This window comes from Nonomuraea sp. NPDC048901, assembly GCF_040649695.1.
In the GTDB taxonomy this organism is placed as follows: Bacteria; Actinomycetota; Actinomycetes; order Streptosporangiales; family Streptosporangiaceae; genus Nonomuraea.
Genome location: NZ_JBEZFW010000014.1, coordinates 139,946 through 166,007, shown reverse-complemented (window position 1 = coordinate 166,007; position 26,062 = coordinate 139,946). Strand labels below are relative to the sequence as shown.

At 70.4% G+C, this 26,062-nt stretch carries 27 protein-coding genes; 12 read left to right on the top strand and 15 right to left on the bottom strand.

The window, feature by feature from the left end:
• Positions 1-25 precede the first annotated feature (25 nt).
• A complete protein-coding gene (locus AB0C30_RS39555) occupies positions 26-934 on the top strand; it encodes a diacylglycerol kinase family protein (protein ID WP_357953945.1) in 909 nt (302 codons plus the stop codon).
• A gap of 3 nt (positions 935-937) precedes the next feature.
• Here the strand turns inward: AB0C30_RS39555 and AB0C30_RS39550 are convergent, their stop codons facing one another.
• From AB0C30_RS39550 to AB0C30_RS39540, 3 genes are all read right to left on the bottom strand, one after another.
• Positions 938-2,149 (bottom strand): dipeptidase, encoded by a 1,212-nt coding sequence (locus AB0C30_RS39550; RefSeq protein ID WP_357953688.1) that lies wholly within the window; start codon positions 2,147-2,149, stop codon positions 938-940.
• Positions 2,150-2,260: 111 nt separating this feature from the next.
• Positions 2,261-3,052 (bottom strand): DUF1206 domain-containing protein, encoded by a 792-nt coding sequence (locus tag AB0C30_RS39545; protein ID WP_357953686.1) that lies wholly within the window; start codon positions 3,050-3,052, stop codon positions 2,261-2,263.
• A gap of 86 nt (positions 3,053-3,138) precedes the next feature.
• Positions 3,139-4,026 carry a hypothetical protein gene (locus AB0C30_RS39540; protein ID WP_357953684.1) on the bottom strand — a complete coding sequence of 296 codons (888 nt, stop codon included), beginning with the start codon at positions 4,024-4,026 and terminating at the stop codon, positions 3,139-3,141.
• Positions 4,027-4,200: 174 nt separating this feature from the next.
• On the opposite strand from AB0C30_RS39540, the gene AB0C30_RS39535 reads away from it, so the two are divergent.
• Positions 4,201-4,437, top strand: a complete 237-nt coding sequence (locus tag AB0C30_RS39535; protein WP_357953683.1) for an antitoxin — start codon at positions 4,201-4,203, stop codon at positions 4,435-4,437.
• A gap of 75 nt (positions 4,438-4,512) precedes the next feature.
• On the opposite strand, the gene AB0C30_RS39530 is transcribed toward AB0C30_RS39535, so the two are convergent.
• Positions 4,513-6,681 (bottom strand): helicase-associated domain-containing protein, encoded by a 2,169-nt coding sequence (locus AB0C30_RS39530; RefSeq protein WP_357953681.1) that lies wholly within the window; start codon positions 6,679-6,681, stop codon positions 4,513-4,515.
• 113 nt (positions 6,682-6,794) lie between these two features.
• Between AB0C30_RS39530 and AB0C30_RS39525 the strand changes: the two genes are divergently transcribed.
• Together AB0C30_RS39525 and AB0C30_RS39520 are read left to right on the top strand one after the other, a co-directional pair.
• The gene (locus tag AB0C30_RS39525; protein WP_357953679.1) at positions 6,795-8,030 is read left to right on the top strand and encodes a PP2C family protein-serine/threonine phosphatase; all 1,236 of its coding nucleotides are present in this window, start codon (positions 6,795-6,797) and stop codon (positions 8,028-8,030) included.
• Between the two features lie 53 nt (positions 8,031-8,083).
• Positions 8,084-9,571 carry a cobyric acid synthase gene (locus tag AB0C30_RS39520; protein ID WP_357953677.1) on the top strand — a complete coding sequence of 496 codons (1,488 nt, stop codon included), beginning with the start codon at positions 8,084-8,086 and terminating at the stop codon, positions 9,569-9,571.
• Here the strand turns inward: AB0C30_RS39520 and AB0C30_RS39515 are convergent.
• Together AB0C30_RS39515 and AB0C30_RS39510 are read right to left on the bottom strand one after the other, a co-directional pair.
• Positions 9,558-10,568, bottom strand: a complete 1,011-nt coding sequence (locus tag AB0C30_RS39515) for a 1-acyl-sn-glycerol-3-phosphate acyltransferase (protein WP_357953675.1) — start codon at positions 10,566-10,568, stop codon at positions 9,558-9,560. The two genes, AB0C30_RS39520 and AB0C30_RS39515, sit on opposite strands and share 14 nt — an antisense overlap.
• Positions 10,569-10,597: 29 nt before the next feature.
• Positions 10,598-11,410 (bottom strand): patatin-like phospholipase family protein, encoded by an 813-nt coding sequence (locus tag AB0C30_RS39510; RefSeq protein ID WP_357953673.1) that lies wholly within the window; start codon positions 11,408-11,410, stop codon positions 10,598-10,600.
• Positions 11,411-11,769: 359 nt separating this feature from the next.
• On the opposite strand from AB0C30_RS39510, the gene stsA reads away from it, so the two are divergent.
• The 6 genes from stsA (at position 11,770) to AB0C30_RS39480 (ending at position 16,369) form a co-directional block, all read left to right on the top strand.
• Positions 11,770-11,889: a StsA family sactipeptide RiPP gene (gene stsA, locus AB0C30_RS39505; protein ID WP_357953671.1), complete on the top strand. Its 120-nt coding sequence runs from the start codon at positions 11,770-11,772 to the stop codon at positions 11,887-11,889.
• 180 nt (positions 11,890-12,069) lie between these two features.
• Positions 12,070-13,515 carry a StsB family radical SAM/SPASM domain sactipeptide maturase gene (stsB, locus tag AB0C30_RS39500; protein WP_357953669.1) on the top strand — a complete coding sequence of 482 codons (1,446 nt, stop codon included), beginning with the start codon at positions 12,070-12,072 and terminating at the stop codon, positions 13,513-13,515.
• Positions 13,512-13,826 (top strand): PqqD family protein, encoded by a 315-nt coding sequence (locus AB0C30_RS39495; protein ID WP_357953667.1) that lies wholly within the window; start codon positions 13,512-13,514, stop codon positions 13,824-13,826. The genes stsB and AB0C30_RS39495 overlap by 4 nt, the downstream gene beginning before the upstream one ends.
• A 31-nt stretch (positions 13,827-13,857) precedes the next feature.
• Positions 13,858-14,595 (top strand): S24/S26 family peptidase, encoded by a 738-nt coding sequence (locus tag AB0C30_RS39490; protein ID WP_357953665.1) that lies wholly within the window; start codon positions 13,858-13,860, stop codon positions 14,593-14,595.
• The gene (locus tag AB0C30_RS39485; protein WP_357953663.1) at positions 14,592-15,545 is read left to right on the top strand and encodes an ABC transporter ATP-binding protein; all 954 of its coding nucleotides are present in this window, start codon (positions 14,592-14,594) and stop codon (positions 15,543-15,545) included. The genes AB0C30_RS39490 and AB0C30_RS39485 overlap by 4 nt, the downstream gene beginning before the upstream one ends.
• On the top strand, positions 15,542-16,369 hold the full coding sequence (locus tag AB0C30_RS39480) for an ABC transporter permease (protein ID WP_357953661.1): 828 nt from the start codon (positions 15,542-15,544) through the stop codon (positions 16,367-16,369). Before AB0C30_RS39485 ends, AB0C30_RS39480 begins: the two co-directional genes overlap by 4 nt.
• A 264-nt stretch (positions 16,370-16,633) precedes the next feature.
• Here AB0C30_RS39480 and AB0C30_RS39475 read toward each other — a convergent pair whose 3' ends face one another.
• The 4 genes from AB0C30_RS39475 to AB0C30_RS39460 form a co-directional block, all read right to left on the bottom strand.
• Complete coding sequence (locus AB0C30_RS39475; RefSeq protein WP_357953658.1) at positions 16,634-16,930, bottom strand: LysE family transporter; 297 nt, start codon at positions 16,928-16,930, stop codon at positions 16,634-16,636.
• A gap of 18 nt (positions 16,931-16,948) precedes the next feature.
• Positions 16,949-17,896, bottom strand: a complete 948-nt coding sequence (locus tag AB0C30_RS39470; RefSeq protein ID WP_357953656.1) for a quinone oxidoreductase — start codon at positions 17,894-17,896, stop codon at positions 16,949-16,951.
• 61 nt (positions 17,897-17,957) lie between these two features.
• Positions 17,958-18,812, bottom strand: coding sequence for a virginiamycin B lyase (locus tag AB0C30_RS39465; protein ID WP_357953653.1), 855 nt, complete (start codon positions 18,810-18,812; stop codon positions 17,958-17,960).
• 6 nt (positions 18,813-18,818) lie between these two features.
• Positions 18,819-20,489 carry a serine/threonine-protein kinase gene (locus AB0C30_RS39460; protein ID WP_357953651.1) on the bottom strand — a complete coding sequence of 557 codons (1,671 nt, stop codon included), beginning with the start codon at positions 20,487-20,489 and terminating at the stop codon, positions 18,819-18,821.
• 291 nt (positions 20,490-20,780) lie between these two features.
• Here AB0C30_RS39460 and AB0C30_RS39455 point away from each other — a divergent pair, with 291 nt between their 5' ends.
• Positions 20,781-21,032 (top strand): type II toxin-antitoxin system RelE/ParE family toxin, encoded by a 252-nt coding sequence (locus tag AB0C30_RS39455; protein ID WP_357953649.1) that lies wholly within the window; start codon positions 20,781-20,783, stop codon positions 21,030-21,032.
• On the top strand, positions 21,029-21,364 hold the full coding sequence (locus AB0C30_RS39450; RefSeq protein WP_357953647.1) for a helix-turn-helix transcriptional regulator: 336 nt from the start codon (positions 21,029-21,031) through the stop codon (positions 21,362-21,364). The genes AB0C30_RS39455 and AB0C30_RS39450 overlap by 4 nt, the downstream gene beginning before the upstream one ends.
• A gap of 125 nt (positions 21,365-21,489) precedes the next feature.
• Here AB0C30_RS39450 and AB0C30_RS39445 read toward each other — a convergent pair whose 3' ends face one another.
• The 5 genes from AB0C30_RS39445 to AB0C30_RS39425 are packed head-to-tail and all read right to left on the bottom strand — an operon-like array spanning position 21,490 to position 26,047.
• Entirely contained in the window at positions 21,490-22,179 is a 690-nt protein-coding gene (locus tag AB0C30_RS39445; protein WP_357953645.1) for an HAD family phosphatase, read from the bottom strand.
• Positions 22,169-23,245: an ABC transporter ATP-binding protein gene (locus tag AB0C30_RS39440; RefSeq protein ID WP_357953643.1), complete on the bottom strand. Its 1,077-nt coding sequence runs from the start codon at positions 23,243-23,245 to the stop codon at positions 22,169-22,171. Before AB0C30_RS39440 ends, AB0C30_RS39445 begins: the two co-directional genes overlap by 11 nt.
• Positions 23,242-24,093 (bottom strand): ABC transporter permease subunit, encoded by an 852-nt coding sequence (locus AB0C30_RS39435; RefSeq protein WP_357953641.1) that lies wholly within the window; start codon positions 24,091-24,093, stop codon positions 23,242-23,244. The genes AB0C30_RS39440 and AB0C30_RS39435 overlap by 4 nt, the downstream gene beginning before the upstream one ends.
• Positions 24,081-24,899 carry an ABC transporter permease gene (locus AB0C30_RS39430; protein WP_357953638.1) on the bottom strand — a complete coding sequence of 273 codons (819 nt, stop codon included), beginning with the start codon at positions 24,897-24,899 and terminating at the stop codon, positions 24,081-24,083. Before AB0C30_RS39430 ends, AB0C30_RS39435 begins: the two co-directional genes overlap by 13 nt.
• Complete coding sequence (locus AB0C30_RS39425; protein ID WP_357953635.1) at positions 24,896-26,047, bottom strand: ABC transporter substrate-binding protein; 1,152 nt, start codon at positions 26,045-26,047, stop codon at positions 24,896-24,898. The genes AB0C30_RS39430 and AB0C30_RS39425 overlap by 4 nt, the downstream gene beginning before the upstream one ends.
• Positions 26,048-26,062 lie beyond the last annotated feature (15 nt).

The window sequence follows — 26,062 nt, the reverse complement described above, 5'->3', positions numbered from 1 at the left end:
CGGTGCCGAGGGTAGTCCGGTGACCATGTCCCCCACCGTGGCGGTCGTCGCGCACCGCAAGAAGACTCTCGGCGCAGGCCTGGACAGGCTGCGCGTGCTCATCACCGAAGAGGACGTCGGCGAGCTCCTCTGGTACGAGGTGCCCAAGAGCAAGAAGGCGCGCAAGAAGGTCCGCGAGGCGCTCAAGAAGGGCGCCGACCTGGTGTTCGTCTGGGGCGGCGACGGCATGGTGCAACGGTGCGCCGACGTGATGGCCGGCTCCGGAGTGCCGATGGCGGTCCTCCCGGCGGGGACCGGGAACCTGTTCGCCAACAACGTCGGCATCCCCATCGACCTCGAAGAAGCGGTACGCATCGGCTTCCATGGCCGCCGGGAGAAGCTGGACCTGGGAGTGCTGAACGGCGAGCACTTCGCGGTGATGGCGGGGGCCGGGTTCGAGGCCGAGATGATCGCCGACGCCGACAGGCAGGCCAAGGAGCGGCTCGGCAGGCTCAGCTACGTCAAGGCGGCCGTCCGGCACGTCGGCGGGCCGCTGGTGCCGATGGAGATCAAGATCGATGGGACGACCTGGTTCGACGGGGAGGCGAGCTGCCTGCTGCTGGGCAACGTGAGCACGATCGCCGGCGGCATCGAGGCGTTCGACGACGCCCAGCCGGACGACGGCTGGCTGGACGTCGGGGTCTCCACCGCCCAGGGGCCGGTCCAATGGGCCCGGGTGATCGGCAGGATGGCCACGGGACGCTCCGACGACTCGCCGTTCGTCCGGATCACCCGCGCCAGGAAGGTGTCCGCCCGGTTCGGCGCTCCGCTGACGTACGAGCTCGACGGCGGCGACCGCGAGGCCACCACCCGCCTCAAGGCGAAGGCCGTCCCGGGCGCCCTCACGGTCTGCCTGCCACTGGACGGGCGCTCAGACGAGATCTGGGACGGGTAGTCGTTATGAGCCGGCGGCCGCGCTGAACCGTACCGTGCTCGGCTGCTCGCGATCCCGCAGGTCGGCGGCGGTGGCCTCGGCGCCGCGCAGCGCCCGCAGCACGTTGCGCCCGGCCACCTTCGCCAGATCGTCGTCGGACCAGCCCCGGTCGGCCAGGGCCGCGAACAGCCGAGGGTAGCCGCGCACGTCTTCCAGGCCGACGGGCAGCCCGTCGCACCCGTCGTAGTCGCCGCCGATGCCGAGATGGTTGATACCGGCCACTTCGCGGATGTGCTCGAGGTGCGCCACCACGTCGTCGAGCGTGACAGCGGGCTTGGGGTGCGACTTCTCCCAGGTGGCCAGGAACTCGTGGGTCGCCTCGTAGTCATGGGTGTTCACCCCGGCCGTGCGGGCGGCGTCGGTGCCCGCCTGCCGCCATTCCCAGTTGGCCTGCGACACGAAGGAGGGCACGAACACGGCCATGCACACCCCGCCGTTGCCCGCCAGCGTCTCCAGCACGTCATCCGGTACGTTGCGCGGCGCGGAACAGATCGCGCGCGCCGACGAATGGGAGAAGATCACCGGCGCCCGCGTCACGCGCAGGGCGTGCCGCATCGTGTCGGCCGACACGTGGGACAGGTCGACCAGCATGCCCAGCCTGTTCATCTCCCGTACGACCTCCTCCCCGAACGCGGACAGCCCGTGGTGCACCGGCTCGTCGGTCGCGGAGTCGGCCCAGGGGGTGTTGTCGTTGTGGGTCAGCGTCATGTAGCGGACGCCGAGGGCGTACAGCATCCGCAGCGTCCCCAGCGAGCAGTCGATCGAATGACCGCCCTCGGCGCCCATCAGCGACGCGATCCGCCCACCGGCGAAGACGCGCTCCACCTCGTCGGCCGTGGTCGCCAGGGCCAGCTGGTCGGGGTAGCGCCGGACCATGGCTCGTACGCAGTCGATCTGCTCCAAGGTCGCGGTGACCGCCTGCCCACCGGGCAGCCCGCACGGCACGAAAACCGACCAGAACTGCCCGCCGACCATCCCGGCCGCCAGCCGGGGCAGGTCGGTATGGGTCCGATCGGAGGTGTCACCGCTGATCTCGAGCCGGTCGAAGTCGTAGCCGACGAGCTGGCGCGCCGCCCAGGGCAGATCGTTGTGCCCGTCGATCAGCGGGTGTTCGCGCAGCAGCTCGGTCACGTGACGCAACGAGTCGGTGGACGTGCTCAGAGAAGGTGCTTCCATGCCGATCAGCCAATCACAGGGCACGCCGTCGTGGCGGATCGACCTACGTCCGGCTCGCTCGCCACGGCGCACCGGGCGCGCGCCGCCCGGTGCACCGTAGGAAGCGACGGCTCAGGTACGCCGCCAGCGGGCCTCTCCCAAGCAGTACACGGCGAACAGCAGCAGCCCCAGCGCCACCACCGCCAGCAGCCAGGGCCCCGCCGGGGTGTCGGCGAACGCCCTGAGCGTCGCGTCGATGCCCCCGGCCTTGTCGGGGTCGAAGGTGATGGCCGCCTGGATCACGAAGACCCCGGCCAGGCCGGCGATCAGGCCGCGCGCGATGTACCCGGCGAGTCCCAGCCGGTCCATCACCGCGCCGGCTCGCGGCGGCATCGGCCTGAGCTGCTTGCGGAACTCCTTCTTGATGCCGTACCGCACCCAGTAGACGCCGAGCGCGACGATGCCGAGCCCGATCAGGCCCACGATGATCTGCCCGGCCGGCAGCGCGAGCAGCTTGCCCGTCAGGTCCTGTGACCGCTTGTCATCGGACCCGGTCTTGCCGGTCAGCAGCATGGTCAGCAGTGCGGCGCAGATGACCACGTAGACCACGGTCCGGCTGGCCGGCTCGACCCGGTCCTTGAGCTTGTGGGCGCCGAAGATCGCCTCGGACGCCTGCCACAGGGCCAGCGCGGCGAACCCGACGACCATGATCCATAAGAGCACGGCCCCGAACGGCAGCGCGGCCACCGTACTGATCGCCCCGTTCTTGTCGGCCTGCTTCCCGCCGCCGCCGAACGCGATCTGGATCGCCAGCACCCCGATCAGCCCATAAAGCACGCCACGACAAACCAGCCCAACCCGCGCGAGTTTGTCCATAGCCGGGCTGTCTGCCGCCCGGCGTGCCATCGCCTCAGCTTCGCTCATGGATTCTCCCGAGAGTCGTCAAAGACCCTCGGACTGCCCCGGATTCCGCGCTCTAGACCTGCACCCGAGCAGACCAGGGACGGTGCTCAATCCCGATCGTCCATGACGCCGTAGGTGGAGGCCCGGAACAGGAAGGAGGCCCAGGAGCGGTAGGGCCGCCACGCCTCGGCCAGTTTCCGGTACGCGGCCGGCGGCGCGTCCTCCGGCAGGCCGTACGCCTCACGCAGGATCGCGAACAGGCGCGGCTCGTCGCCCGGGAACGCGTCCGGCGCGCCCGCGCCGCGAATGAGGATGAGACCGGCGGAGAACGGCCCCACGCCGGGCAGGGCCCGCAGCTCGGACAGCGCCTCCTCCGGGGCGAGCGAGCGCAGGTGCTCGGTGGTGAGCAGGCCGTCGAGCGCCGCGCGGGCCAGCCCGCGCACCCACTCCTCCTTCTGCGCGGGCAGGCCCAGGCCGCCGGCCTCCAGCAGCGTCACGGGCGGGGGAAATGCCGGGTACACCTGTCCGTCCAGGGTGACCTTCGCGCCGTACCGCTCCGCGATGCGCTGCTTGAGGCGGGCGGCGATGAGCATCGACGAGCGCTGTACGATCACCGCCCAGCACGCCGCCTCCCACGGGCTCCAGAAGCACACCGGCCGCAGGCCGGGCCGGGCCCGCTGCAGGTCGCCGAGCACCGGGTCGGCCTCCCCGAGCCGGGCGAAACCGGCGCCGTCCACGTCGAGGGACAGGATCCGTGCCACCTCGCCACGGATGCCCGGCCCCGCGGGCCGCGTCGTGGCGACGGCGACCCCGCCCGGCGCGCCCGTCACGGTCACGCCGATGGGCAGCCAGTCGGACTCCGCGCAGTAGGCGAAGCGCAGCGCCCGCCCGTCGGAGGGCAGCGCGCTGGTGGCCGGCCAGTCCTCGACGAAGCGCAGCGAGGCACCGAAGTCGAACGGGCCCTCGGCGGTGAGCGTGAATCCGTGCGTGGTCATGCGCCGTATCGTAGGAGCCCGAGCGGGCCGGCCGGGACTCAACGTCGGTCCCGGCCATCGTGCTCGCCGGCATCATGCCCTATGTCCTGAGAGGTCTCATATCGCGGACATCGGTGTGACCTCGCGCCGCCTCTGGGTAGGGGCCGACTGTAAGGCACGAGGAGGGGAACACTTATGAGCCGCATCGGAGAATGGCTGAAGAAGGCCGAGGACCTGGCCAGAGGGCACTCCAAGCAGGCTGACCAGGTGCTGGATCGCGCCGAGCGGTTCGCCAAGGAGCGGACCGGCCACAAGTACGACGACCAGGTCGAAAAGGGCGCGGACACGGTCCGGCGCCGTTACGGAGGAGGCGAATCGCAGCCCGGTCAGCCGCCGACACAGCCCGGTCAGCCGCAGCAGCCACCGGAGTAGCCCCGGACTGACGACTTGCCAAAGCGCGAGCGGTCGGCGCGGCGTCCGCTGAATGGTGGCCGCGGCTAGCGGGCCCTAACGGCGACGCCTACGCGGGTCGGGGGCGCGCCGCGTGGCGGGCTGTTCCACCAGCGTGGCGCCCGTCTCGGCCTCCACTGCCGGGGCGTAGCCCGCCGCTCGCAGGGCGGTCACCGTCTCCCGCTCCGGGCTGGCGCTGATCAAAACGGTCGGGGCGATCAACCGCAGGCCGAGCGCGCGCAGCGGCTTGGCATGGACGAGCTCGGCCAGCAGCGCCTCGTCGTCGGAGCGGATGCAGCAGCCGGATCGCACCACCCGCATCCGCCCATGCGTCCGTCCCACGTCCTTGATCAGATATTCCAGCGGCTGCGGCAGCTCGCCCTCCGCCACGGCCCGGAGCTGGTCGAGCAGTGCGTCCGGCTGGTGGCCGGAGTCGAGGGCGTGGCGTACCGAGGCGTGGCTGATGCGCCACACCACCGCGTGGCCTTCCGACTCGCGCACGCCGACCGCGTTGAGCAGGGCGGCCAGTTTCGCCTCAGGGGCGCCGCTCACCACGGCGGTCAGGTCGGTCTGGAAGCGGGCCGTGGTCCGGGGCGCGGGCAGCATGTCGGTCAGGACCGGGGCGAGCGCGGCGTCCGCGCTCTTCCATGCCTCGCCGGTACGGAGCAGGTCGAGGACGGTGTGGCCGAGCCGGGTCAAGGCGCCCTGGCCGATGACGCCGAGGAGCGCGGCCTCGCGGAGCGTGGACTCGATGCGCTGGGCACCGGCCGCCCCCTGCGGTATCCGTGCGGGGCGGTGCCAGGTCGCCGCGGGCACCAGGTACGGCAGCGCGTCGGCCGCGCGCAGCGAAGGGGCGGCACCCAGGGCCTCCAGCAGCGCGTAACGCAGGCTGACGGCGTCCGGGTCGTCCAGGCCGGCCAGGGCGACGGGCGTCTGGTCGGGGTCGGGCCACCAGAGCGGGATGTCGCGGCACACGGTCCAGGCGGCGATGATCGGCACCAGCCGCTGGGCGGGAGTGCGCGACAGCCAGCGGTCATAGGCCGTGGTGGGCAGGACGACCTGGGTGGGCGGCGGCACCTTGGCGCGGCGGTTCGCGGGCGGCTCGGTGGGCTCGGCCAGGAGGCCCAGCAGGCCGGCGCGGAAGCAGAGCTCCAGCAGGAAGCGGGCGGTCTCCGGGTCGGCGATGTCCTTGGCCAGGCGTTTGGTGTCGCGCACCGCGACACCGCCGGATTTGCGGAGGGTGAGCGGCTGTTCGGCGCAGCCGGCGAGCAACCGTTCGAGTTGCCAGGTGAGCGTGGCCAACGCCGCCGCGGCCGCTGGCTCGATGCCCTCGGCCCGTTCCAGGTCGTGCGGCTCGGGAGGGTAGGGGGTGAACGTCGCCCGCAGCTCGCCCCGGACCGCGATAGCGACCTCGGCCGGCAGTTCGGCTATGTGGGGCACGCCCGCTGGGAGCAGCAGCCCGCGCGCCGCCAGCCAGTCCGCGCCGGCGTGTCCCGAACCGCCGGCGAAGACGTACTTGTTGCTGCCGTACGACCCTGCCTGGTGGAAACAGTGGGCCTCGACCATGGGCCCCTCGTACGTGAGCCGCTCCAGCAGCTCCGTCGCTGAGGCGGGCGCCTTGTCCAGCAGGGCACGCAGGCGTACCGGATCCGTCAGGTACGCCACGACGTCGCGTTCGGCGGCTTCCCGGCTCGGCGCCTTGTCCAGCCCCAGCACGGTGGCCAGGCGATGAACCTCGGGCGCGTTGAAATAGCGGGCGACGAGGTAGGCGACGGAGCGGCCCAGCCCCATGCCGTCCGCCAGGTTCCGGTGGACGTAGGGCGCCACCGAGCACTGCTCGCCATGGGGCGGCTGGAGCAGGGCCTGGTCGGCCAGCCGTGCCAGGGCGGCGTCCGCCTCCGCCCGCAGGTCCTGGTCCTGTCCCGCCAGGAGGGTCAGCAGCTCGGCCCGGGGAACCGGGCGTGGGTCGGGGGTGCGCCAGTAGTCGTCGGGGAAGGGGCCGTAGCGCTGGGCGGCCAGCCAGGCGATCGCGCGCAGGACCTGAAGCTCCGGGAGCGTGCAGAAGCCCACCAGCCGGGAGACCACAAGATCCTGGTTGAGCAGATGGGCGTAGTCCTCCAGCGACGGCTCGCGACCGCGAACGCGTAGCGCGCCGCGATCGGCCACGAGCGCCAACTGCTCGGGAGCGCGCGTGGAGAGCCAGTCCATGAGGGCGTCGCGGGGCATGCCTGGCAGCGTAGTACGCGGCGGCCGCCAACTCTTCCTCCTCGCGGAGAACCAGCAGGTCTAGGGGCTCTCATCGGGGTATGAAGCCTCAGGGAGACGTAGGAGGCGCGCCCATGCGAGGTGAGGGAGAGGCCATGCTGGGCGCCCTGCTGGACGCGAGTCACCTGGCCACGATCGAGGACCTGCCGGCCCTGCTCGCTCTGCACGCCGAGCCGGCCGGGTTCTCCCACGCCACGATCTACGTGGTCGACCTGCAGCAGCAGTATCTCGTCCCGCTGCCCGGCCAGCGCGACGCGGCGGGGGAGTCGCTGCAGGCGATCCGCATCGACTCCACCCTCGCCGGGCGGGCCTATCGCAATGTGGAGATCGTTCAGGCCAAGCACGCCGTCGAAGGAGAGCCGGAGCCGCCGCCCGACGAGGACCGGCGGCGGCTGTGGGTGCCGCTGCTCGACGGCACCGAACGGATCGGCATGCTGGCGGTGACCGTCTCCGCCCACGATGAGGCCGCCGACCTGCTGGTGAAGCAGCTGGCGGGCCTGGTCTCCCTGATGGTGATCAGCAAGCGCTCCATCAGCGACACCTACGCCTCGCTGGTGCGCGCGGAGTCGATGACCCTGTCGGCCGAGGTGCTGTGGAACCTGATGCCCAACAGCAGCTTCGCCAACGACAAGGTGGTGGTCAGCGCCGCCCTGGAGCCCGCCTACGACGTGGGCGGCGACGCGTTCGACTTCGCCATCGCCGGAGACACGCTGCATCTGTCGATCTTCGACGCCATGGGGCACGACATCTCCGCGGGGCTGACCGCGACGATCGCCGTCGGCGCCTGCCGCAACAACCGGCGACGGGGGACCGGCCTGCTGGCGGCGAGCGAGGCCATCGACGAGGCGATAGCCGACCAGTTCGACATGACCCGCTTCGCCACGGGCATCCTCGCCGACCTGAACCTCAAGACCGGCGAGCTGACCTGGGTCAACCGCGGGCACTATCCGCCGCTGGTGATCCGGCGGGGCCGCCGGGTCGCCATCCTGGAGACGGTGCCGTCGCCGCCGATGGGCTTCCGGCTGGGCCTGTCCGCCGGTCTGGAGCACTACCAGCTCGAACCCGGCGACCGCCTGCTCTTCTACACCGACGGCATCGTCGAGGCGCAGAGCCCGGAGGGGGAGATGTTCGGGCTTGAGCGGTTCACCGACTTCGTCGTGCGCCGCGAAGCCGACGGGGTCTCGGCGCCGGAGACGCTGCGCCGGCTGATCCAGTCGATCCTCGCGCACCAGCACGGCCGGCTCCAGGACGACGCCACGGTGCTGAGCGTGGAGTGGCGCGGCGAGAAGGAGCACCGGCTCACGATGTGAGCGGCTTTGACGCGCGATGTGAGCAAAAGCAGTACCGCCCTACGATGTGAGCCATGAAGAGCGGAGCGCTGTTGGTCGCGGGCACCACGTCGGACGCGGGCAAGAGCGTCGTCACCGCCGGGATCTGCCGCTGGCTGGCCCGTAAGGGTGTCCGCGTGGCGCCGTTCAAGGCCCAGAACATGTCACTGAACTCGTACGTCACCGCCGACGGCGCCGAGATCGGCCGGGCCCAGGCCGCGCAGGCGCGGGCCGCGGGCCTCGAACCCGTCGCCGACATGAACCCGATCCTGCTCAAGCCGGGCAGCGACCGCCGCAGCCAGGTGGTCCTCATGGGGCAGCCGGTGGCCGACGTCGACGCGATGGAGTACGGCCGGCTCAAGGACCTGCTCCGCGAGAGCGCGCTGGCCTCGCTCGACCGGCTGCGAAGCTCGTACGACGTGGTCATCTGCGAGGGCGCCGGCAGCCCCGCGGAGATCAACCTGCGCCGGGGCGACATCGCCAACATGGGCCTGGCCAGGGCGGCGAACCTGCCCGTGATCGTGGTGGGTGACATCGACCGCGGCGGCGTCTTCGCCGCCTTCTACGGCACGGTCGGCCTGCTGGACGCCGCCGACCAAGCCCTCATTTCCGGATTTGTCGTGAACAAGTTCCGAGGCGCTGTCGAGCTGCTCGAACCCGGCCTGGACCAGCTCAGAGACCTCACCGGCCGCCGCGTCTACGGTGTGCTGCCCTGGCTGGACGGGCTCTGGATGGACGTCGAGGACTCCCTGGCCCTCAGCAGCCGCTCGATCGCCCCGCAGCGGCCCCACGGCGACCAGACGCTCCGCGTGGCGGTGGTCAAGCTGCCGCGGATCTCCAACTTCACCGACCTCGACGCCCTGGCCGCCGAGCCCGGGGTGCTCGTCCACTTCGTGACCGACCCGGCGGAGCTCGACGACGCCGACCTGGTGGTCCTGCCCGGCTCGCGCGCGACGGTCGACGATCTGGCCTGGCTCCGCGACACGGGACTGGCCGCCGCCGTCCAGCGGCGTACCGGGCCCGTTCTCGGCATCTGCGGCGGCTACCAGATGCTCGCCCGCGAGATCCACGATGACGTCGAGTCGGGCGCCGGCCGGGTCGACGGCCTGGGCCTGCTTCCGGTCCGGGTGCGGTTCGCCGCGGGCAAGACGCTCGGCCGCCCGGCCGGTCACGCGTACGGGCATCCGGTGAGCGCGTACGAGATCCACCACGGCGTCGCGACCGTCGAAGGCGGCGAGCCGTTCCTCGACGGCTGCCGCGTGGGCGACGTGTGGGGCACCACCTGGCACGGCGCGCTGGAGAACGACGGCTTCCGCCGCGCCTTCCTCACCGAGGTGGCCGAGCGGGCCGGGCGCGCCTTCGTCCCGGCGCCGGACACCGACTTCGCCCTGCTGCGGGAGAGCCGCCTGGACGCGCTCGGGGACCTGGTCGAGCAGCATCTCGACACGGACGCCCTGCTCGACCTCATCGAGAACGGCCCGCCCGCCGTCCCGCCGCTGCCGCCGGGGGCTAGTGCAGGGTGAGCCGCTGGGCGCTGATCCAGTCGTCGATGAGTTCCCACTGGTCGTACAGCCAGCGGATCCGTGCCTCGCGCGCCACGGGGATCCGCGAGGCGGGCACCCGCCACCATTTGGCGGTGATGTGCGCGCTGACCGGCAGCTTGTGCCACACGTCGCCGATCGTGATGAGGTCGTCCAGGCCGGTGTGCGCGACGAAGATGACGTCGGCCGCCGGGCAGGACTCGATGGCAGCGATGGCGCCGCCGGGGCGGGGCGGCAGCAGGTGGTCCATGCCGCGGGCCCGCGACGCCTCCTCTTTCAGCCCTTTCTCCTCCAGTCGCCGGATCGCCAGCCGGCGGCGGCGCGGGGTGAAGTTGCCGCCCTCAGGGAAGATCACCAACGCGTCGTCCTCGTCCATGGGCGCCGACAGTCGCCTGATCTCATCGATGATGCCGCTCTCGGCGGTACGGCGGGGCACGAAGGCGTTCGGCAGCCGGTTGATCACCACGTCCAGCGACGGGTCGATCTGCAGCGCCGCCTTCATCACGATCCGGGGCCGCCGGCCGTACAGGGAGAGGAGATGGTAGATCAGCAGGAAGGAGTCGCCGGGACCCGCGTGCCGGGCCAGGACGATCACCGGGCGGGTCAGACGGGCGGCCCGCTCCTCTTCGGTGAGCGGCGGTTCGTGGATGTCGACGGTGAGCCGGAAGATCCGTACGGCGGCGCCGTACACCTTGGTCAGGAACCACCTGATCAGCGCGTAGTGCCGCTCCTGATCCCGATCGCGGCCGAACGCCCCCGCCACCCAGAGCCCGAGGCAGGCGATGAGCACCGCCGACTCCAGCGTCAGCCAGGCCACCCCGAACCAGACGAAGCGCAGCCCACGGCGCTGCGGCGGCGGCAGCCGCAGTGAGGCGGCGAACGTCACCCCGACCCACACCGGCAACGTGATGAGCACGACCACGGTCACCACGATGACCAGGGGGGCGAGGATGAGCCGTCGCAGGATGCGTGGGGGCAACAACGTCGGCCTCCAGGATGTTCAGGTCTTCATCGTCCTCCTGTCCGCAGGTATCGGGAAGATGCGTGATGGGCGCGTTCGATGTAGTGAGAGATCTGGGACAGGTCGCGGTAGCGCAGGTTCGACAGCGGCCGCGTCACTCCGGCGGGCAGCACGTGCACCTCGACGTCGGGCGGCAGCGTGGCCATCTCCTCGGCGAACCGGTGCCGGCGCGCGATCTCGAAGGCCACCATGCCCACCTCCCAGGGCCGCCGCGGCACGCTGAGCGGCCGCTCGATCCGCCCGACGTGCAGGACGTAGACGCGCTTGGCCCCCAGGTGCACGGCCCGGCCGACGGGGATGCTGTGCACCAGGCCGCCGTCGAAGAAGTGCTCGCCGCCGATGGACACGGGCGGCAGCAGCCCGGGCACCGCGCACGAGGCCAGGACGGCGTCGACCAGCGGCCCCTGGTCGAACCAGTGGGCGGTGGCCCGCTCCACCGAGGCCGCCACGCACTGGAACGGCACCACCAGGTCCTCGATCTCTGAAACCGGCAGCATCTCGCTCAACAACGCTCGAAGCGGCCCGATCGGGTGCAGATGGGTACCGGTCTTCGCCAAGGTGGACAGCCGGGTCACCCACGAACCGGCGAACGCCGTACGGACCACATCGGACCGCCACAGCGACGACAACCGCTGCACCGCGCGGCCGGGATCGGCGGCCAGCAGCACGCCGTTCAGGGCACCGACGGACGTGCCGACCACGAGGTCGGGCACGATGCCCTCCTCGTCGAGCGCCTGAAGCATGCCCACCTCGTGCGCGCCGAGCACACCGCCGCCACCGAGCACGAACGCCGTCTGCACAGCAGCACGTTACCGGGATCCGGAAGGGAGCCGACCGGAGGGGCGCCGGACCCGACGGCGCCCGGATCGCTCCCGGCACATGGAACAGCCGGTGGAACGCCGATGGAACGCCGTACTAAGAGGAGTATCCAGCCGGTCGGGATCGGCGATCCCTCCGGCACACGACCGGTACGCGAGGGAGGTGGAAGCAATGACCACGTGGTCCACGCCCGAGATCAGGCACGACGACTTCTCGCTGAGCCTGGCGGTTATCAACTGTCTTTGCCTGTGCGGCTCGAACAGCGGGTCCGGGTCCGGCACCTGACGAGCGTTTCAAGGTCCGAGCACGCTTTCTGACGGGCTGAGGGAGGTGAAAGACGATGACGAGTGCATGGGTCACACCGGAGATCAGGTTCGCGGAGTTCTCCGCGCAGATGGTGGAGCCGAACTGCCACTGCGAATGCCACGGTGGCGCCGGAGCGGGCTCCGGGACTTCCTGAAAGTGATCTGATCCGCGGTCCGGGGGCGGAGTTCTGTTCGCACGACGGCGGGTCGGCCTCCCTGGTACGGGCGCGTTTCCCGACTTTCCGGCTGACCGAGGCGTGGACGGTCAGTGGTCACACGTCCCGGCCGGCTCGCTCCACCTTTCTCCAATCTGCCCTCGTTGAAGGGGGAATCCCTTGCTTGCCGAACTTCTGACATCCGCGTCAGTTCCCAAGGACCTGGTCTATTTCAAGGACCGTGCACGAAACCTCGTCGTCAACCCGGAGCTCGGCGCCTGGGCGGTGCTCGACGACTCCGAGCTCGACCTGCTTCGCGCGCTGGCGAACGACGAGCCGTTCGCGGACGCGGTGCGGCCGCAGGCCGAGCGGGCACTCGCCCGGCTTGTCCTGGGCTGGCTGATCTACCTGCCGGGAAAGCAGCCCGCCCTGCGCCAGGTCGACGCGCCGCTGAAGATGGTCTACTACGCGATCACCGACGGTTGTAATCTCCGTTGCCCCTACTGTTACGCCTCCTCCGAGAAACCCCTGCCCGGGGAGCTGAACACGGCGGAGTCCCTGGACCTGGTCACCCAGGCCGCCGAACTCGGCGCCGAGGTGGTGATCTTCACCGGCGGGGAGCCCATGCTGCGCAAGGACCTGTTCGACGTCGCCGGCCGGGTGAAGGAGCTCGGGATGCGTGCCAACATCATCACGAACGGCACGATCATCCGTAAGCAGGAGACCGCGCGCCGGGTCGCCGAGACGTTCTCGACCGTCACCGTGAGCATGGACGGCGGGACCGCCGAGATCCATGAACGGACCCGTGGAAAGGGCACCTTCGCCAAGACGGTCGCGGCGCTGCGGATGCTCAACGCGGAGGGCGTTCGCCCCATCATCAACCACGTGGTCACCCAGGAGAACGTCGACCACATCTCCGAGCTGGCGGAACTGCTGTCCGACATCGACGTCGCCCTCGTACGCTCCATGCACCACAGCGATCTCGGCCGGGGCGCCCAGGACGGCGACTCGTTCGGCTGGGCCGAATACAAGCGCTTGCACAAGTTCTCCTGGACCGATCCGCGGGCCAGGAACCTCCTGCCGGACGGGCCGCTGGGCCAGCAGTCCTGCCAGACCCGGATCAACTGCGGGCTCGGCGGTACGGAGATCTACGTCAACTCGCTCGGAAACGTGTACCCGTGCAAGCTGGTCACCGGCACCGAGCACCTGGCGGGCAACGTCCGCAGGAGCTCGCTCCGGGAGCTGTTCGCCTCGCCGGTCCTGGCCGATCTGCGGAGTAACGCGGTCTTCGCCGGTGACAACCTGACCGACTGCCGCCGCTGCTACATCCGGGGCGCCTGCGCCGGTGGCTGCCGCGCCTACCACATGGCCGAGTCGGGCAGCCTGAAGCGGAACTCGCGGGCACTGTGCCGCATCCTGCGGCATCAGATGATCACGTCGATGTGGGTGGGCGCGGGAGCCGGCCGGGAGGTCATCATCGACAACGAGGAAGAGGCGTTCCGCCCGATGCTCGTGGCGACCGGGGAGGAACACCCGGTCTACGACGACTGGAAGGGCTTCCAGCCGGTCGGAGCGGCCGCACCTGGGCGCAGCCTTCCGCTCCACGTCGTGGGGAGCGGGAAATGAAGTGGATCGTCAGCCCGAACGTGGTGTGGTCCGACGCGGGCACCGAGATCCGGTTGTACGACACAGTGGCGGGTGAGTTCCAGACCCTCAACCCGACCGCGGCCGCGATCTGGCGGCACCTGGTGGACAAGGGCGACCAAGTCGCGATCGTGGCGGCCCTCACGGAGGAGTTCGGAGCACAGGATGACAAACAGCGGGACCTCATCGCCGGTGACGCGGACCGCTTCATCCGCACTCTCGCCGAAGCCGGACTCCTGGTCGAGCAGCCCGTGGCGGAAAGCGTCCCCGCCCAGCGGCGCGACGGCGACTGATCCCCTCTCCGCGCAGCTGATGGACCTCGTCGTGAGCGCGCTGGCGACGCATGGGACCGTGGCCGTTCCGGTCACCGGCGCCAGCATGCTGCCGACGCTGAGGCACGGCGATCGGGTGACGCTGAGTGCCGTGGACCCGGACGCGATCACGGCGGGCGACGTGATCGCGTTCCGTGCCGACGGCCGGCTCGTGCTCCATCGCGTCCACGCGCTCGGGCGGGACCGGCTCATCACCGCCGGGGATCATCACCTGCTCTTCGACCCGCCCGTGCCGTGGCCGGACGTGGTGGCGCTGGCCGAGGGGATCCCGCCGCGGCCGGAGCCCTCCCGGTGGCCGCTTCTGCGGGGCCCGGCTCCCGTCGACGTCTGGCTGGTCGAGCCCACGACCGGCCGCGAGGAGGACCTCGTCCCTCCCTGGTGGACCCTGCACCGGCGGCCCCGTGAGGGGGTCTGCGCCTCGGCCGCGGTGCTGAAGGAGATCATGACCGCGGTCCGGGACCGGCCGTGCGTCGGCGTCACCGAGCACGCCGTGCACTCGGCGTACGACGTGCTGGGCCCCGGCGGTCTGCCGCCGGGGGCGCAGGTGCTGGTGGGCTGCTCCTTCGGCCGGCTGCACGAGCCGATGCCGGGTCACCTGATCCCCGGCGAGGCCGCCGACGTCTTCGTACGGCTGGGTGAGCCCGAGGAGCCACTCGACGCCGCCGAGACGTTGCGCAGGCTGTCCGCCCTGGTGGCGCCCTCACCCCGAGTGACGGGGGACGATTCATGACCCCGGTCCCGGCTGTCGCGACCCGGTCGCTGACCAAGCTGTACAAGCCGAAGGTTCGTCCTGCCGTAGACGCTGTCACGTTCACCCTTGAGGAGGGCTCGGTCGTCGGCCTCCTGGGCCCCAACGGCGCGGGCAAGACCACCCTCGTCAAGCTGCTCTGTGGCGTGACGACGCCCACCGCGGGACGCGTCCAGGTCCTCGGCGGCGACCCGTTCGCCGAGGCGGCGACGGTCAAGCAGCGGGTGGCGGTGATGCATCAGTCGATGCCGGTCGACAACATGCTGTCGGCCAGGGACAACCTCCGGATCGCGGCGTCGTTCCGCGGCCTGCGGTGGCGGACGGTGCGCTCCCGGGTGGACGAACTGATCGCGCAATTCGGTCTGGAAGGCGCCATGGACCAGCTGGCGTTCACGTTGTCCGGCGGCCAGCGGCGGCGGTTGCAGCTCGTCCGTGCCCTGCTCGTGGTTCCCCGGCTGCTGATCCTCGACGAGCCCTCCACCGGTCTGGACGTCCAGGGCCGGCGGCAGATGTGGGAGATGATCGGGAAGCTGAACAGCGAGCACGAGACGACGGTCATCTGGACCAGCCATTACATCGAGGAGATCGAACGAAACTGCACGCGCGTCCTCATCATGGACGGTGGGGCGCTGATCCGTGACGAGTCACCGTCCGTGCTGGTGAACGAGTTCGGCGAACGCTCGATCAGGCTGCGTCTGCCGGAGACGGCGGATCGTGATCGCCTGTCCGCGCTCATCCCGGCCGACTGCGTCATCGCCTGCGCGCACGATGAGATCGAGATCGGCGGTTCGCTCGCCGACGGGGACCTGAGCGCCGTGATCGGGCTGGTACGCGACGCCGCCGAGCGCGGGGCGACGGTGGAATTCCGCGTCCCGTCGCTGGAGGACGCCTATGTCGCGCTGGTGGATCGCCGACGGGGGGAGAACGGATGACGAGCATCCCGGCCCAGGACATCGCCGGTACGCGAAGGCCACCCGGTCTCCAGATCCTGCGTGACTCGGGGATGCGCGCGGTCATCTACCGGGAGTTCCTGCTCCTGACCAGGAATCGGACGAACCTCCTCCTGGCGGTGCTTCCGACGGCGATCTATCTTCTGGTGTTCTCCACCTCTCTGACCGGGCTGGTGGGAAGCATCCGGTATCACGGGGTCCTGGTGAGCTACCCCGAGTTCACCATCCCGGCGATCATGCTGTCGTCGATGCTGGCCGCGTCGTCGACGACGGGCACGTCCCTGTTCCAGGAAGAGGTCGGGGGCATGGCGGTGGAGCTCTGGTCCTATCCGCTGAGCCGGACGGCCTACATCGCCGGGAAGATCATCGCGACCACCGGGCTGGTACTCGTCCAGAGCACCGCGGCCCTGCTGCTCGGGGTCCTGATCTTCCACGTGGACTGGCCCGTGGATCACTGGCTGGCGCTGGCGGTGGGAACGGTCGCCGCGTCCCTGGTGTTCAACGCGTTCTTCCTCATGGTGGCCACATTCGTGCATGACTTCCAGCGGTTCATGGTGATGATCAATGTGCTCGGGCCGTTGCTGCTGTTCTCCAGCCCGTCCTTCTACCCGGTCGAGCAGATGCCCGCGACGTTGCGCGTCCTGTCCGTCCTCAATCCCGTCACGTACGGGATCGGATGCATCCGGGACGGAGCCCTTTTCGGGCTGCGCTCGATCTGGCCGACGGCGCTCGGCCTCCTGGCCGTGGCGGCCGGTCTCATCGCGGTGATCGCCGCGGTGATGAACCGCCGCATCCGCCGGCTCTGACCCGACGAAGCGGTGGGAGGAGGTGAACAACCATGTGGCAAACCCCGCAGATCCAGGCACTGGACTTGCAGGCGGTCGAGATGGCGGTGATCCACTGCACGTGCATGTGCGACGCCAACACCGGTGCCGGCGCGGGCTCCGGCTGAGCCGGTGCGAGCGCGTATCCGGGGGCGGAGCGGGATTCCCGTGATCGCCGCCCTATAGAAGATGACCGGCCGGTCCCGGGTGTGAGGGGGATCCCCCTCTCACACCCGGGTCACGACCTCAGCTGTCCATAGCCAGGCGGATGCCGAAGGCGACGATCACGATCCCCGTCACGCGATCCAGCAGGCGTTTGACGACCGGGGTGCGCAGGGCGCCGCTCATGAGGGCGGCGAAGCCGACCAGCACGGTGCTCCACAGAAGCCCCTCGCCCACGTGCACCCCGGCCAGCAGCAGCCCCATGGCCGCGTGCGGAGCGTCCGCCGGGATGAACTGCGGCAGCATCGCCACGTAGAAGGCACCCACCTTGGGGTTCAGCAGGTTCGTGAGCAGGCCGCGCCGGAAGCCGGTGCCGAACACCTCCCGACGCCTCAGGGCTCAGGGGATCAGAAGCAGCTTGCCCGTCGTACGGCGGGCGGCGAGGTCCTCGTGCGCACGGCCCGCCTCGGCCATCGGATACCGGTGCGAGATGTTGATCTTCAGCTCCCCGGCGGCGATCCACCCGAACAGGTCGGAGGCGCGCCACAGCAGCTCCTCCCGCTCGGCGATGTAGTTGACCAGCGTCGGCCTGGTCAGGAAGAGCGAGCCCTCCTTGTTGAGCCGCTGCGGATCGACCGGCGGCACGGGCCCGCTGGCCGCCCCGTACAGCGCCATGAGCCCGCGCGGACGCAGCGCCGCCAGCCCGCCGTCGAACGTGGCCGCCCCGACGCCGTCGTAGACCACGTCCACCTGATTGCGCAGCACGTCGACGAAGTCGTCGTAGCGCAGCACCTCGTCGGCCCCGGCCGCGCGGGCCACCTTCTCCTTCTCCTCGCTGGAGACGGTGGTGTGCACGGTCGCGCCCCTGAGCTTGGCGAGCTGGATGAGCAGCTGGCCCATGCCGCCGGCGCCCGCGTGTACGAGGACGCTGTCGCCCGGCTTCACCTCGTACGTGGAGTGCGTGAGGTAGTGGGCCGTCATGCCCTGCAGCATCGCCGCGGCGGCCACCTCGGCCGGCACGCCGGCGGGCACGGGCACCACCCGGTCGGCCGGGACCACGGCCTTCTCGGCGTAACTGCCGAGCACGCTGGCCCAGGCCACGGTGTCGCCGACGGACACGTCCGACACATCGGGGCCTACGGCGGAGACGACACCCGCCCCCTCCGACCCGATCGAGCTGGGCAGATTGAGCGGGTACGCCCCGGAGCGGTGGTAGATGTCGATGAAGTTGACGCCGCTGGCCGCGACGTCGACCACGATCTCCCCGTCACCTGGCTCCGGGTCGGGACGCTCTACGTACTCGAGGACCTCTGGGCCGCCCTGGGCGGTGATGACTATGGCACGCATGCCCCTAGTCAACCTCTTGTCCGCACCCTCGATTCCACCTTCCGACAGAACCTTGGGTGTTTCACTCGATCTTGGCCAGTGCGCCCGCCTCCAGCGCGACCCAGATCGCGCCGTCGGGGCCCACCGTGAGCCCGTGCGGCTCGGCCTGGACGCCGCGCGAGGGCAGCTCGTACTCCTTGAGGTCGCCCTCGGTCGTGATGCGGCCCACGCGGTCGGCGGCCCACTCGGTGAACCAGAGGGCGCCGTCCGCCCCGGCGATGATGGCGTGCGGCCGGCAGGCCCGATCCGGCAACGGATATTCAGTAATTTTTCCGGAAAGGTCCACGCGGCCGATCTGGCCCGCGCCGATCTCCACGAACCACAGCGCCCCATCGGGACCCGCGGTGATGCCCACCGGCGCGGCCCCCTCCGTCGGCAGCTCGTGGATCGTCACCGCGCCCGACAGCGCGATGCGGCCGATGGCGTTGCCCTGATTGAGGGCGAACCAGAGGGCGTCGTCCGGCCCCGCGGTGATGGCCGCGGGCATGCCGCCCATCACCGGGATCTCGAACTCGGTCCGCGCCCCGTCCGCCGCGATCCGCCCGATCTTGTCGGCCTGCATCCGCGTGAACCACATGGCCCCGTCCGGTCCGGCGGCGATCCCGTAGGCGCCCTCCGCCTCGAACGACGTCACCTCACCCGACCCGGTGATCCGCCCCACCCGGCCGCCCTGGAACTCGGTGAACCACATCGCCCCGTCGGCTCCCGGCACGATGACCGTCGGCCCGCCGTCCGCCGGGTCGAGCTGGTGGATCACGGGTTCCGCACCCGGCACCAGCCTGCCGACCCGGCCCTGGTGCACGAGCGTGAACCAGAGCGCGCCGTCAGGGCCGGTGGCGATGCCGTACGGAGCGCCGTCAGAGATCTCGATCAGCATGTGTGGTCAGGGTTCCTTTCTCCCACGTAGCTCGAAGTCGTCGAAGGTGGTCTTGAGCACCGACGTCGCGTCCTTGGACGTGCGCGCGAACAGGCCCACATAGCCGTTGCCGATGCCGTTGGGGTCGTCGACCTGGTGGACTTTCTCGCCGTTCACCCACATGGTCAACCGCACGGCGCCGCCGTCCTGCTCGCAGGAGGCCTCGATCCTGGCCTTCCTGTCCTTCTGCAGCCCGTCCACCTGGACCGGCTGGGCCAGCGTGCCGCCCGAGCCGTCGGAGATGCGCCGGATGCGGGCCATGCCGGAGGTGTTCAGGGCGAACTCGTAGTACGTGCCGTCGGCGCTGTTGTGGCAGAAGACGCCGTACTCGCCGGTGCCCACGGACCGCTTCACCTGGGCCGTCACGCCGACCACCACCGTGTGGGGCAGCATCGGCGTGGGCGTGGCCGACGGGCTGGGCGCCGGGGTGGGCGTGGCGATCAGGAAGGGCGCCGGGGCCTTCACCAGGTGCTCTTCGTCGTCGTCGGCCACGTCCAGCCCGTACATGCCGTCGGTGCGGTAGCCGTAGCTGTACTCGTCGGTCGGATCGTAGGTGCCGTCCCAGCCGCCACCGGTCTGCGTGAAGTCCTCCCGGTAGAGGACGGAGAGCTGCGGCGGCCCACTGTCCCGGAGCGTCGCCCAGGCGGTGACACCCCCGGCGACCAGCACCGCCACGGCCGCGGCGATCCCCCCGACCACGACCCGGCTGCTCCGGCGCTTTCCGACCGGCCGCTCCTGCTCCGCGGTGAACGCCGCGGTCCCGTGCTGCCAGGCCACCTGAGCGGTCTGGGCGGCCTGCTCAGGCCGTACTCCCTGGACGGCCTGGACGGTCTGCTCCGGGGCGACCGAACGCCCCACGAGATGGTCGAGCAACTGCTGCGCGGTCGGCCGCGCGGCCGGATCCTTGCGCAGCGCCGCCCTGACCAGCTCCCGCAACCCCGGCTCGACCGCGTCGAGCACCGGCTCGGTGTTGAGCACCTGGTAGACGGTCGCGGGCAGCGTGTCGCCGCCGAACGCCGCCTTCCCGCTCGCCGCGTACACGATCAGCGAGCCCCACGAGAACACGTCGCACGCGGGCGAGACCGGCTCACCACGCAGCACCTCGGGCGCCATGTACCGGGGCGTGCCGATGAGCTCGCCGGTCCCGGTGACCCCGCCCAGCGTGTCGAGCGCCCGCGCGATGCCGAAGTCGATCACCCGCGGCCCGACCGGGGACAGCAGCACGTTCGACGGCTTGAGATCGCGGTGCACGACCCCCGCCCCATGGATCGCGGTGAGCGCGGTGGCCACGCTGACCGCCAGCGCGTCGAGACTGGACCCCTTGAGCGGCCCCGACTGCCGGACGGCCTCCTCCAGATTGGGCCCCGGCACGTACTCGGTGACGACGTAGAGCTGATCACCGTCGAGCGCCGCCTCGAGCACCGCGGCCGTACAGAACCTGCGCACCCGCTGCGCGGCATCGGCCTCCCGCCGGAACCGCATCCGGAACTGCTCGTGCTGGCTGAGCTCCGGGTTGATCACCTTGATGGCGACCCGCTGCCCAGCGGGATCCTCGGCAAGGTGGACAGTACCCATCCCGCCTCGGCCCAGCACGCTCAGCAACCTGTAGCGCCCGATCTGGGGGGATTCACCGCTCACGGCGGGCAAGCTTACCGACTTCTACCTGATTGGCGGATGACCTCGGCGCTTGTACCCGATCAGCCGCGGACCCGCAGCCCTCGGCTGAGCATCGCCACCAGAGCCCGATTGACCGCTTTGCGGCCGTGATCGAACCCCATCCCCGAGTGAAGGATTTGCTACACTTCTGTGTGTGGAGGAATGGGAGATCCGCGTCACCCATGAGATCCGCGACTGGATCTATGCCCTGGACAAACGCTCCCGGCTCCAGGTGGTCGACCCATCGACCGGCTGGCCGAGGCCGGTCCCGGATTGGGCCGCCCGCTGGTCGACAAGCTCGAAGGCTCGCGGATCCACAACCTGAAGGAGCTCCGTCCCGGCTCGGCGGGGCGTTCCGAGATCCGGATCTTGTTCGCGTTCGATCCGTGGCGCTCGGCCATTCTGCTGATCGGTGGCGACAAGTCCGGTGACTGGTCGGGCTGGTACCACCGAGCCATCCCCCGCGCGGAAGTGCTGTATGCGGAGTACCTGGCAGAACGCGAGTCGGAGGAGAAGGACCGATGACGAATTTTCCCAAGTGGAACGACATCCGCGCCGACATCGTCGCCAACTCCGGCGGCGAGGAAGCCGTGACTGAAGCACGACGCCACAATCAGGCATACATCGACGGCTACCGGTTGGCCGAGCGCCGCAAGGCAGAGGGCCTGACCCAGTCCGACGTGGCCGAACGCATGGGCGTGACCAAGAGCCGCGTCTCCCAGATCGAGCGGGGCGAGGTGTCTACCATCGAGACCATTGCCCGCTACGTCCAAGCGCTCGGCGGGCAGATCCAGGTCTCAGCGGTGTTCGGCGATGACCTGTACATCCTGCGCGGCACCGACACTCACGCCGCGTAACTCTTTGCCCTTACCCTGATCGCCGCCAACGGGACGGCCAAGGCGCGAGGGCTGCGCCTTGGACTCATGAGTTTCGTCGTGGCCCCTCATGAAGATCTCGTGGACGCTGTCGAAATCTCCCTGTATCAAGACTTGAAAGCGCGCAGTGACTGGAGGCTAGGCAGGCCCCGTCCGGCGTCGATCATCATGACGCGGCAGCCGGCGGCCGTGGCGGCGGCGATTCCGGTGGGGCTGTCTTCGATCGCGACGCAGCGACGAGGGTCCACGCCGAGCCGGTTCGCGGCCATCAGGTACGGATCCGGGTGCGGCTTGCCGCGGGCGGTGTCCTCGGCCGTCACGATCAGGTCGAAGTCGTGGTCCAGGAGGGGCAGCACCAGGTGGACGATGCTTCGCGGTGAGGCGCTGACCAGGGCGGTCGGGATGCCTTCGGTGTGGAGTTCGCCGAGGAGGTCAAGGGCGCCGGGGATCAGCGGCACGCCTCCGGGCTGCCTGGCGATGCGCGCGGCGAAGGCATCGATGAGCTGCCGGGCAATGTCGGGGAGGTGGCGGGCCCCGCTGGGAAGGCTGGGGTGGGGCTCGGCGGTGGCCAGCAGGTGGGCCGCCACGTCCTCGGCCGCGCGGCCGAGGATGTCCGGGGTGTCGGTGGGGCCCAGTTCGACGCCCAGGGTCCGGGCCACCGCGGCCGTGGCCTGCCACCACAGCCCTTCGGTGTCCACCAGCGTGCCGTCCATGTCGAACAGGACGGCCTGCAGCGCCTCTCTCGATGGCGGTGCCCCTGAAGTCGGCGCCTCCGGTGACGGCGGCTCAGATGGCATCGGCCGGTTCCGAGGCGGGGGAGGGGACCGTGACCGTTCTCTCGGCCACCAGTACGGGGCGCTCCACCAGGCGGACCGTCACCCGGGTGCCGGGTGCCAGGCTCAGCGCCTCGTGGCCCGGTACGTCGGCCAGCACCTCACCCCCCGACAGCGCCACCCGGAGCCGGACCGAGGCGCCGCGGAAGGAGGCGGCGAGCACCTCCGCCGTGCCCTCCGGAGCGGGGGTCACCCGTACGGCCTCGGGACGGATCAGTACGTCCACCTCCAGGGTGCCGGGGGGTTCGCCGTCCACCGGCAGCAGCTGGCCCAGCACCGTCACCTGGTCGCCCGAGATGTGCCCGGCCAGGTGGTTCATGGTGCCGACGAACTCGGCCACGAACGGGGTGGCCGGGCGGTCGTAGACCTCGGCGGGCGGCCCGCACTGTTCCAGGCGGCCGTTGCGCAGGACCGCGACCCGGTCGGCGATCGACAGCGCCTCCTCCTGGTCGTGGGTGACGAAGATGGTGGTGATGCCGAGGTCGAGCTGGAGGCGGCGGATCTCCTCGCGCAGCGAGACCCGTACCTTGGCGTCGAGTGCCGACAGCGGCTCGTCGAGCAGCAGCACCCGCGGCTCCAGCGCCAGCGCGCGGGCCAGGGCGACGCGCTGCTGCTGGCCGCCGGAGAGTTGGTGCGGGAAGCGGTCGGCGTGGGCGGGGAGGCCGACAAGTTCGAGGAGTTCGTCCGCCTTGGCGCGCCTGGTGGCCACGGGCACCTTGCGTACGCGCAGGCCGAAGGCGACGTTGTCGCGGGCGTTGAGGTTGGGGAAGAGCGAGTAGGACTGGAAGACCATGCCCGCGTCGCGCTTGTTGGCGGGCACGTCGGTGATGTCCGAGCCGTCGATGAGCACGGCGCCGGAGTCGGGCCGTTCGAACCCGGCCACGCACCGCAGCGCCGTCGTCTTGCCGCAGCCGGAGGGCCCCAGCAGCGCGACGAACTCGCCCGGCGCGATCGTCAGGTCGAAGCCGTCCAGCGCCACCGTCTTGCCGAACACCCGCCGCAGCCCCCGGAACTCCACCTGAGCCGTCATTTCCGCTCCTTTCCCGAGAACGCGGTGGACACCGCGAGCAGCAGCAGCCAGATGAGCAGCAGGCTGAGGATGGACACCGCGACCGACACCTGGCCCTTGGACCCGGAGATCGTCACGATCCACACCGCGAACGGCTGGTAGCCCAGCAGCCTGGCCACGGTGAACTCGCCCAGCACCAGGGCGAGCGTCAGGAACGACGCGCTGGCCAGGGCCGAGCGCAGGTTCGGGATGATCACCCGGAACAGCACATGCGGCCACGACGCGCCCAGGTTGCGGGCCGCCTCGACGAGCGTGCGCACGTCCATGGTGCGCAGCCCGGCGTCGAGTGAGCGGTAGACGAAGGGCAGCACGAGCACCACGTACGCGAGCACGAGCACGACGGGGAACGCCGGGTTCTGCACCGCGATCAGCGTGGCCCAGAACGGCGTCGGGGCGAGCACGTCCGTGCCGGTGCGCAGCGACGTGGTGAGCCCCGCCACGAACGTGATCGGCGGCACCACCAGCGGCAGCGTGCAGAGCACCTCCATCACCGGACGCAGCCGCGGCGCGCTGAGCCGTACGGCCAGCATCGCCGGCAGCGTGAGCAGCAGGGCCAGCACGATCGTCGCGACGGCCAGCGACATGGACAGCAGCAGCGACGACCCGAAGCCCTCGGCCGTCAGCAGCTCCCCGTAGGCCGCGAACGACACCCCGGTCGTGGGCGTGTAGATCGTGTACCAGAGCGAGGCCCCGAGCGGAATCAGGAAGTAAGCGGCGGCCAGCAGGAACACCGCCCCGCGCCACAACCTGGGCCGGGAGGGCGCGCGCGGCGGAGCGGTCACCGGCTCCAGCCCGGTCAGCGCAGCCATCGGGTGCTCCTCTTCTGCAGCGGCAGGTAGATCGCCATGACCAGCCCGGCCACCACGATCATGTCGAGGCTGAGCGCGAGCGCGATGTTCTCGTAGCCGATCAGCACGTCACCCGTGAGCGCGCTGGCGATCTTCAGGGTCACCAGCGGCACCACGGTCCCGACCATGGCGTTGGCCGTCGCGAAGGCCGCGAACGCGCTGCCGAACAGCAGCACCACCCCGCCGAGCATGGCCGGCGTGAGCACCGGCAGCCCGACGAAGCGCCAGAACTGCCAGGCCGTCGCGCCGTTGTTGGCCGCCGCCTCCCGCCACTGCGGCCGCAGCCCGTCCAGCGCGGGCGCCATGACCAGCACCATCAGCGGGATCGCGAAGTACAGGTAGACGATCACCAGTCCCCAGAAGGTGTACAGCGCGCCGGACGGCAGCCCGAGCAGCCCGCTGATCACGCCGGAGTTGCCGAGCGTGGCGATCCAGAAGAAGGCCAGCGGCACGCCGCCGAAGTTGGCCAGTACGCCGGAGGCCGTCAGCACCGCCTCGCGCAGCAGGGCGAACCGGGAGGTCACCACGGCCTGGGCGAGGAACGTGCCGAGCACGGCCCCGGCCAGCGCCACCACGGCCGAGAGCTGGACACTGCCGGCCATCGCGGTGAGGTAGCCGCCCTGGAGGCTCTGGCCGAGGTTGGCCAGGCTCGGCCGGCCGTTCGCGGTGAACGCCCCCGCCACCAGCGCGATGGCGGGGATGCCGAAGACCAGCGCGAAGAAGACCAGCAGGGGCAGCGCGCCGAGCCACCCCTTGGCACGGGTCATCCCGAGACAGCGGCGTCCCAGCCGCTGGCCAGCTTGGCCTTGGCCGCGTCCACCTGCTCGGGGGTGGGGAACGTGGGCGTGCCCTCGACCTTGGGCAGCGCGTCGGCGGCGGCCTTGTCGACCGAGCCGTCGGTGGTCATGGACGGCAGGAGCACCGGCCTGGCGAAGCCCTTGAGGTAGAGGTTCTGGCCCTCGGCGCTGTAGAGATATTCCTGCCAGAGGCGGGCGGCGGCCGGGTGGGGCGCGTCCTTGTTGACGGCCTGGGCGTACATCTGGAAGTACTTGCCGTCCGAGGGGACGTTCACCTTCCAGTCGAGGCCCTTGGCGGACATCTCGGGCGCGTAGGCGGCGTTGTTGTAGTCCCAGTCGATGCTGATCTGGGTCTCGCCCTTCTCGATCGTCGCCGGGGTGGTCTCGACCGGGTTGTAGTTGCCGGCCGCCTTCAGCTTCTTGAAGAACTCCAGGCCCGGCTGGATGTCGTCGAACGAGCCGCCGTTGGCGATCGACGCGGCGTAGACGCCGGCGAAGGCCGAGCCGGACTTGGTCGGGTTGCCGTTCATCGCGACCTTGCCCTTGTACTCGGGCTTGAGCAGGTCGGCGAAGCTCGTCGGGCAGGCGCTGATCTTCTTGGCGTCGCAGCCGATCGACACGTAGCCGCCGTAGTCGTTGGTCCAGAGCCCGGTCGGCTCCTTCTGCCCTTCGGGGATCTTGTCGAACGCCTGCACCTTGTAGGGCGCGAACAGGCCCTCCTTGGCGCCGCTGATCGCGAACGACTGGCCGAGGTCGAGCACGTCGGGCGCGCGGTCCTGGCCCTTGCGGGTCTTCACCGCGGTGATCTCGTCGGCGCTGGCCGCGTCGGGGTCCTCGCTCTCGATCTTGATCCCGTACTTGGCGGTGAATCCCTTGATGATCTCGCCGTAGTTGGCCCAGTCGGGCGGCAGCGCGATGACGTGGAGGTTGCCCTCCTTCTTCGCCGCCTCGACGAGTTTGTCCAGGCCACCGAAATCTGCGGCGGAGGTGGCGGTCTTCGCGTTCACCCCGCCCTCTGACGCCTTGGTCTCCTGTGTGCCAGGGGCGGCGCCACACGCCGCCGTGGCTACGGCAAGGGCTGCGATGACGCCTGCCGCACGGATGTGAGGTGTGAACACGTCGGCTCCACTCTC

Bases quoted from the DNA above. Each gene is read 5' to 3' on its own strand.
- stsA (WP_357953671.1), top strand. From the start codon at position 11,770: ATGACGAGTGCATGGGTCACACCGGAGATCAGGTTCGCGGAGTTCTCC.
- AB0C30_RS39450 (WP_357953647.1), top strand. From the start codon at position 21,029: ATGACGAATTTTCCCAAGTGGAACGACATCCGCGCCGACATCGTCGCC.
- AB0C30_RS39545 (WP_357953686.1), bottom strand. From the start codon at position 3,052: ATGAGCGAAGCTGAGGCGATGGCACGCCGGGCGGCAGACAGCCCGGCT.
- AB0C30_RS39520 (WP_357953677.1), top strand. From the start codon at position 8,084: ATGAAGAGCGGAGCGCTGTTGGTCGCGGGCACCACGTCGGACGCGGGC.
- AB0C30_RS39540 (WP_357953684.1), bottom strand. From the start codon at position 4,026: ATGACCACGCACGGATTCACGCTCACCGCCGAGGGCCCGTTCGACTTC.
- AB0C30_RS39440 (WP_357953643.1), bottom strand. From the start codon at position 23,245: ATGACGGCTCAGGTGGAGTTCCGGGGGCTGCGGCGGGTGTTCGGCAAG.
- AB0C30_RS39525 (WP_357953679.1), top strand. From the start codon at position 6,795: ATGCGAGGTGAGGGAGAGGCCATGCTGGGCGCCCTGCTGGACGCGAGT.
- AB0C30_RS39470 (WP_357953656.1), bottom strand. From the start codon at position 17,896: ATGCGTGCCATAGTCATCACCGCCCAGGGCGGCCCAGAGGTCCTCGAG.
- AB0C30_RS39495 (WP_357953667.1), top strand. From the start codon at position 13,512: ATGAAGTGGATCGTCAGCCCGAACGTGGTGTGGTCCGACGCGGGCACC.
- AB0C30_RS39435 (WP_357953641.1), bottom strand. From the start codon at position 24,093: ATGGCTGCGCTGACCGGGCTGGAGCCGGTGACCGCTCCGCCGCGCGCG.
- AB0C30_RS39430 (WP_357953638.1), bottom strand. From the start codon at position 24,899: ATGACCCGTGCCAAGGGGTGGCTCGGCGCGCTGCCCCTGCTGGTCTTC.
- AB0C30_RS39485 (WP_357953663.1), top strand. From the start codon at position 14,592: ATGACCCCGGTCCCGGCTGTCGCGACCCGGTCGCTGACCAAGCTGTAC.
- AB0C30_RS39550 (WP_357953688.1), bottom strand. From the start codon at position 2,149: ATGGAAGCACCTTCTCTGAGCACGTCCACCGACTCGTTGCGTCACGTG.
- AB0C30_RS39465 (WP_357953653.1), bottom strand. From the start codon at position 18,812: ATGCTGATCGAGATCTCTGACGGCGCTCCGTACGGCATCGCCACCGGC.
- AB0C30_RS39530 (WP_357953681.1), bottom strand. From the start codon at position 6,681: ATGCCCCGCGACGCCCTCATGGACTGGCTCTCCACGCGCGCTCCCGAG.
- AB0C30_RS39480 (WP_357953661.1), top strand. From the start codon at position 15,542: ATGACGAGCATCCCGGCCCAGGACATCGCCGGTACGCGAAGGCCACCC.
- AB0C30_RS39535 (WP_357953683.1), top strand. From the start codon at position 4,201: ATGAGCCGCATCGGAGAATGGCTGAAGAAGGCCGAGGACCTGGCCAGA.
- AB0C30_RS39555 (WP_357953945.1), top strand. From the start codon at position 26: ATGTCCCCCACCGTGGCGGTCGTCGCGCACCGCAAGAAGACTCTCGGC.
- AB0C30_RS39445 (WP_357953645.1), bottom strand. From the start codon at position 22,179: ATGCCATCTGAGCCGCCGTCACCGGAGGCGCCGACTTCAGGGGCACCG.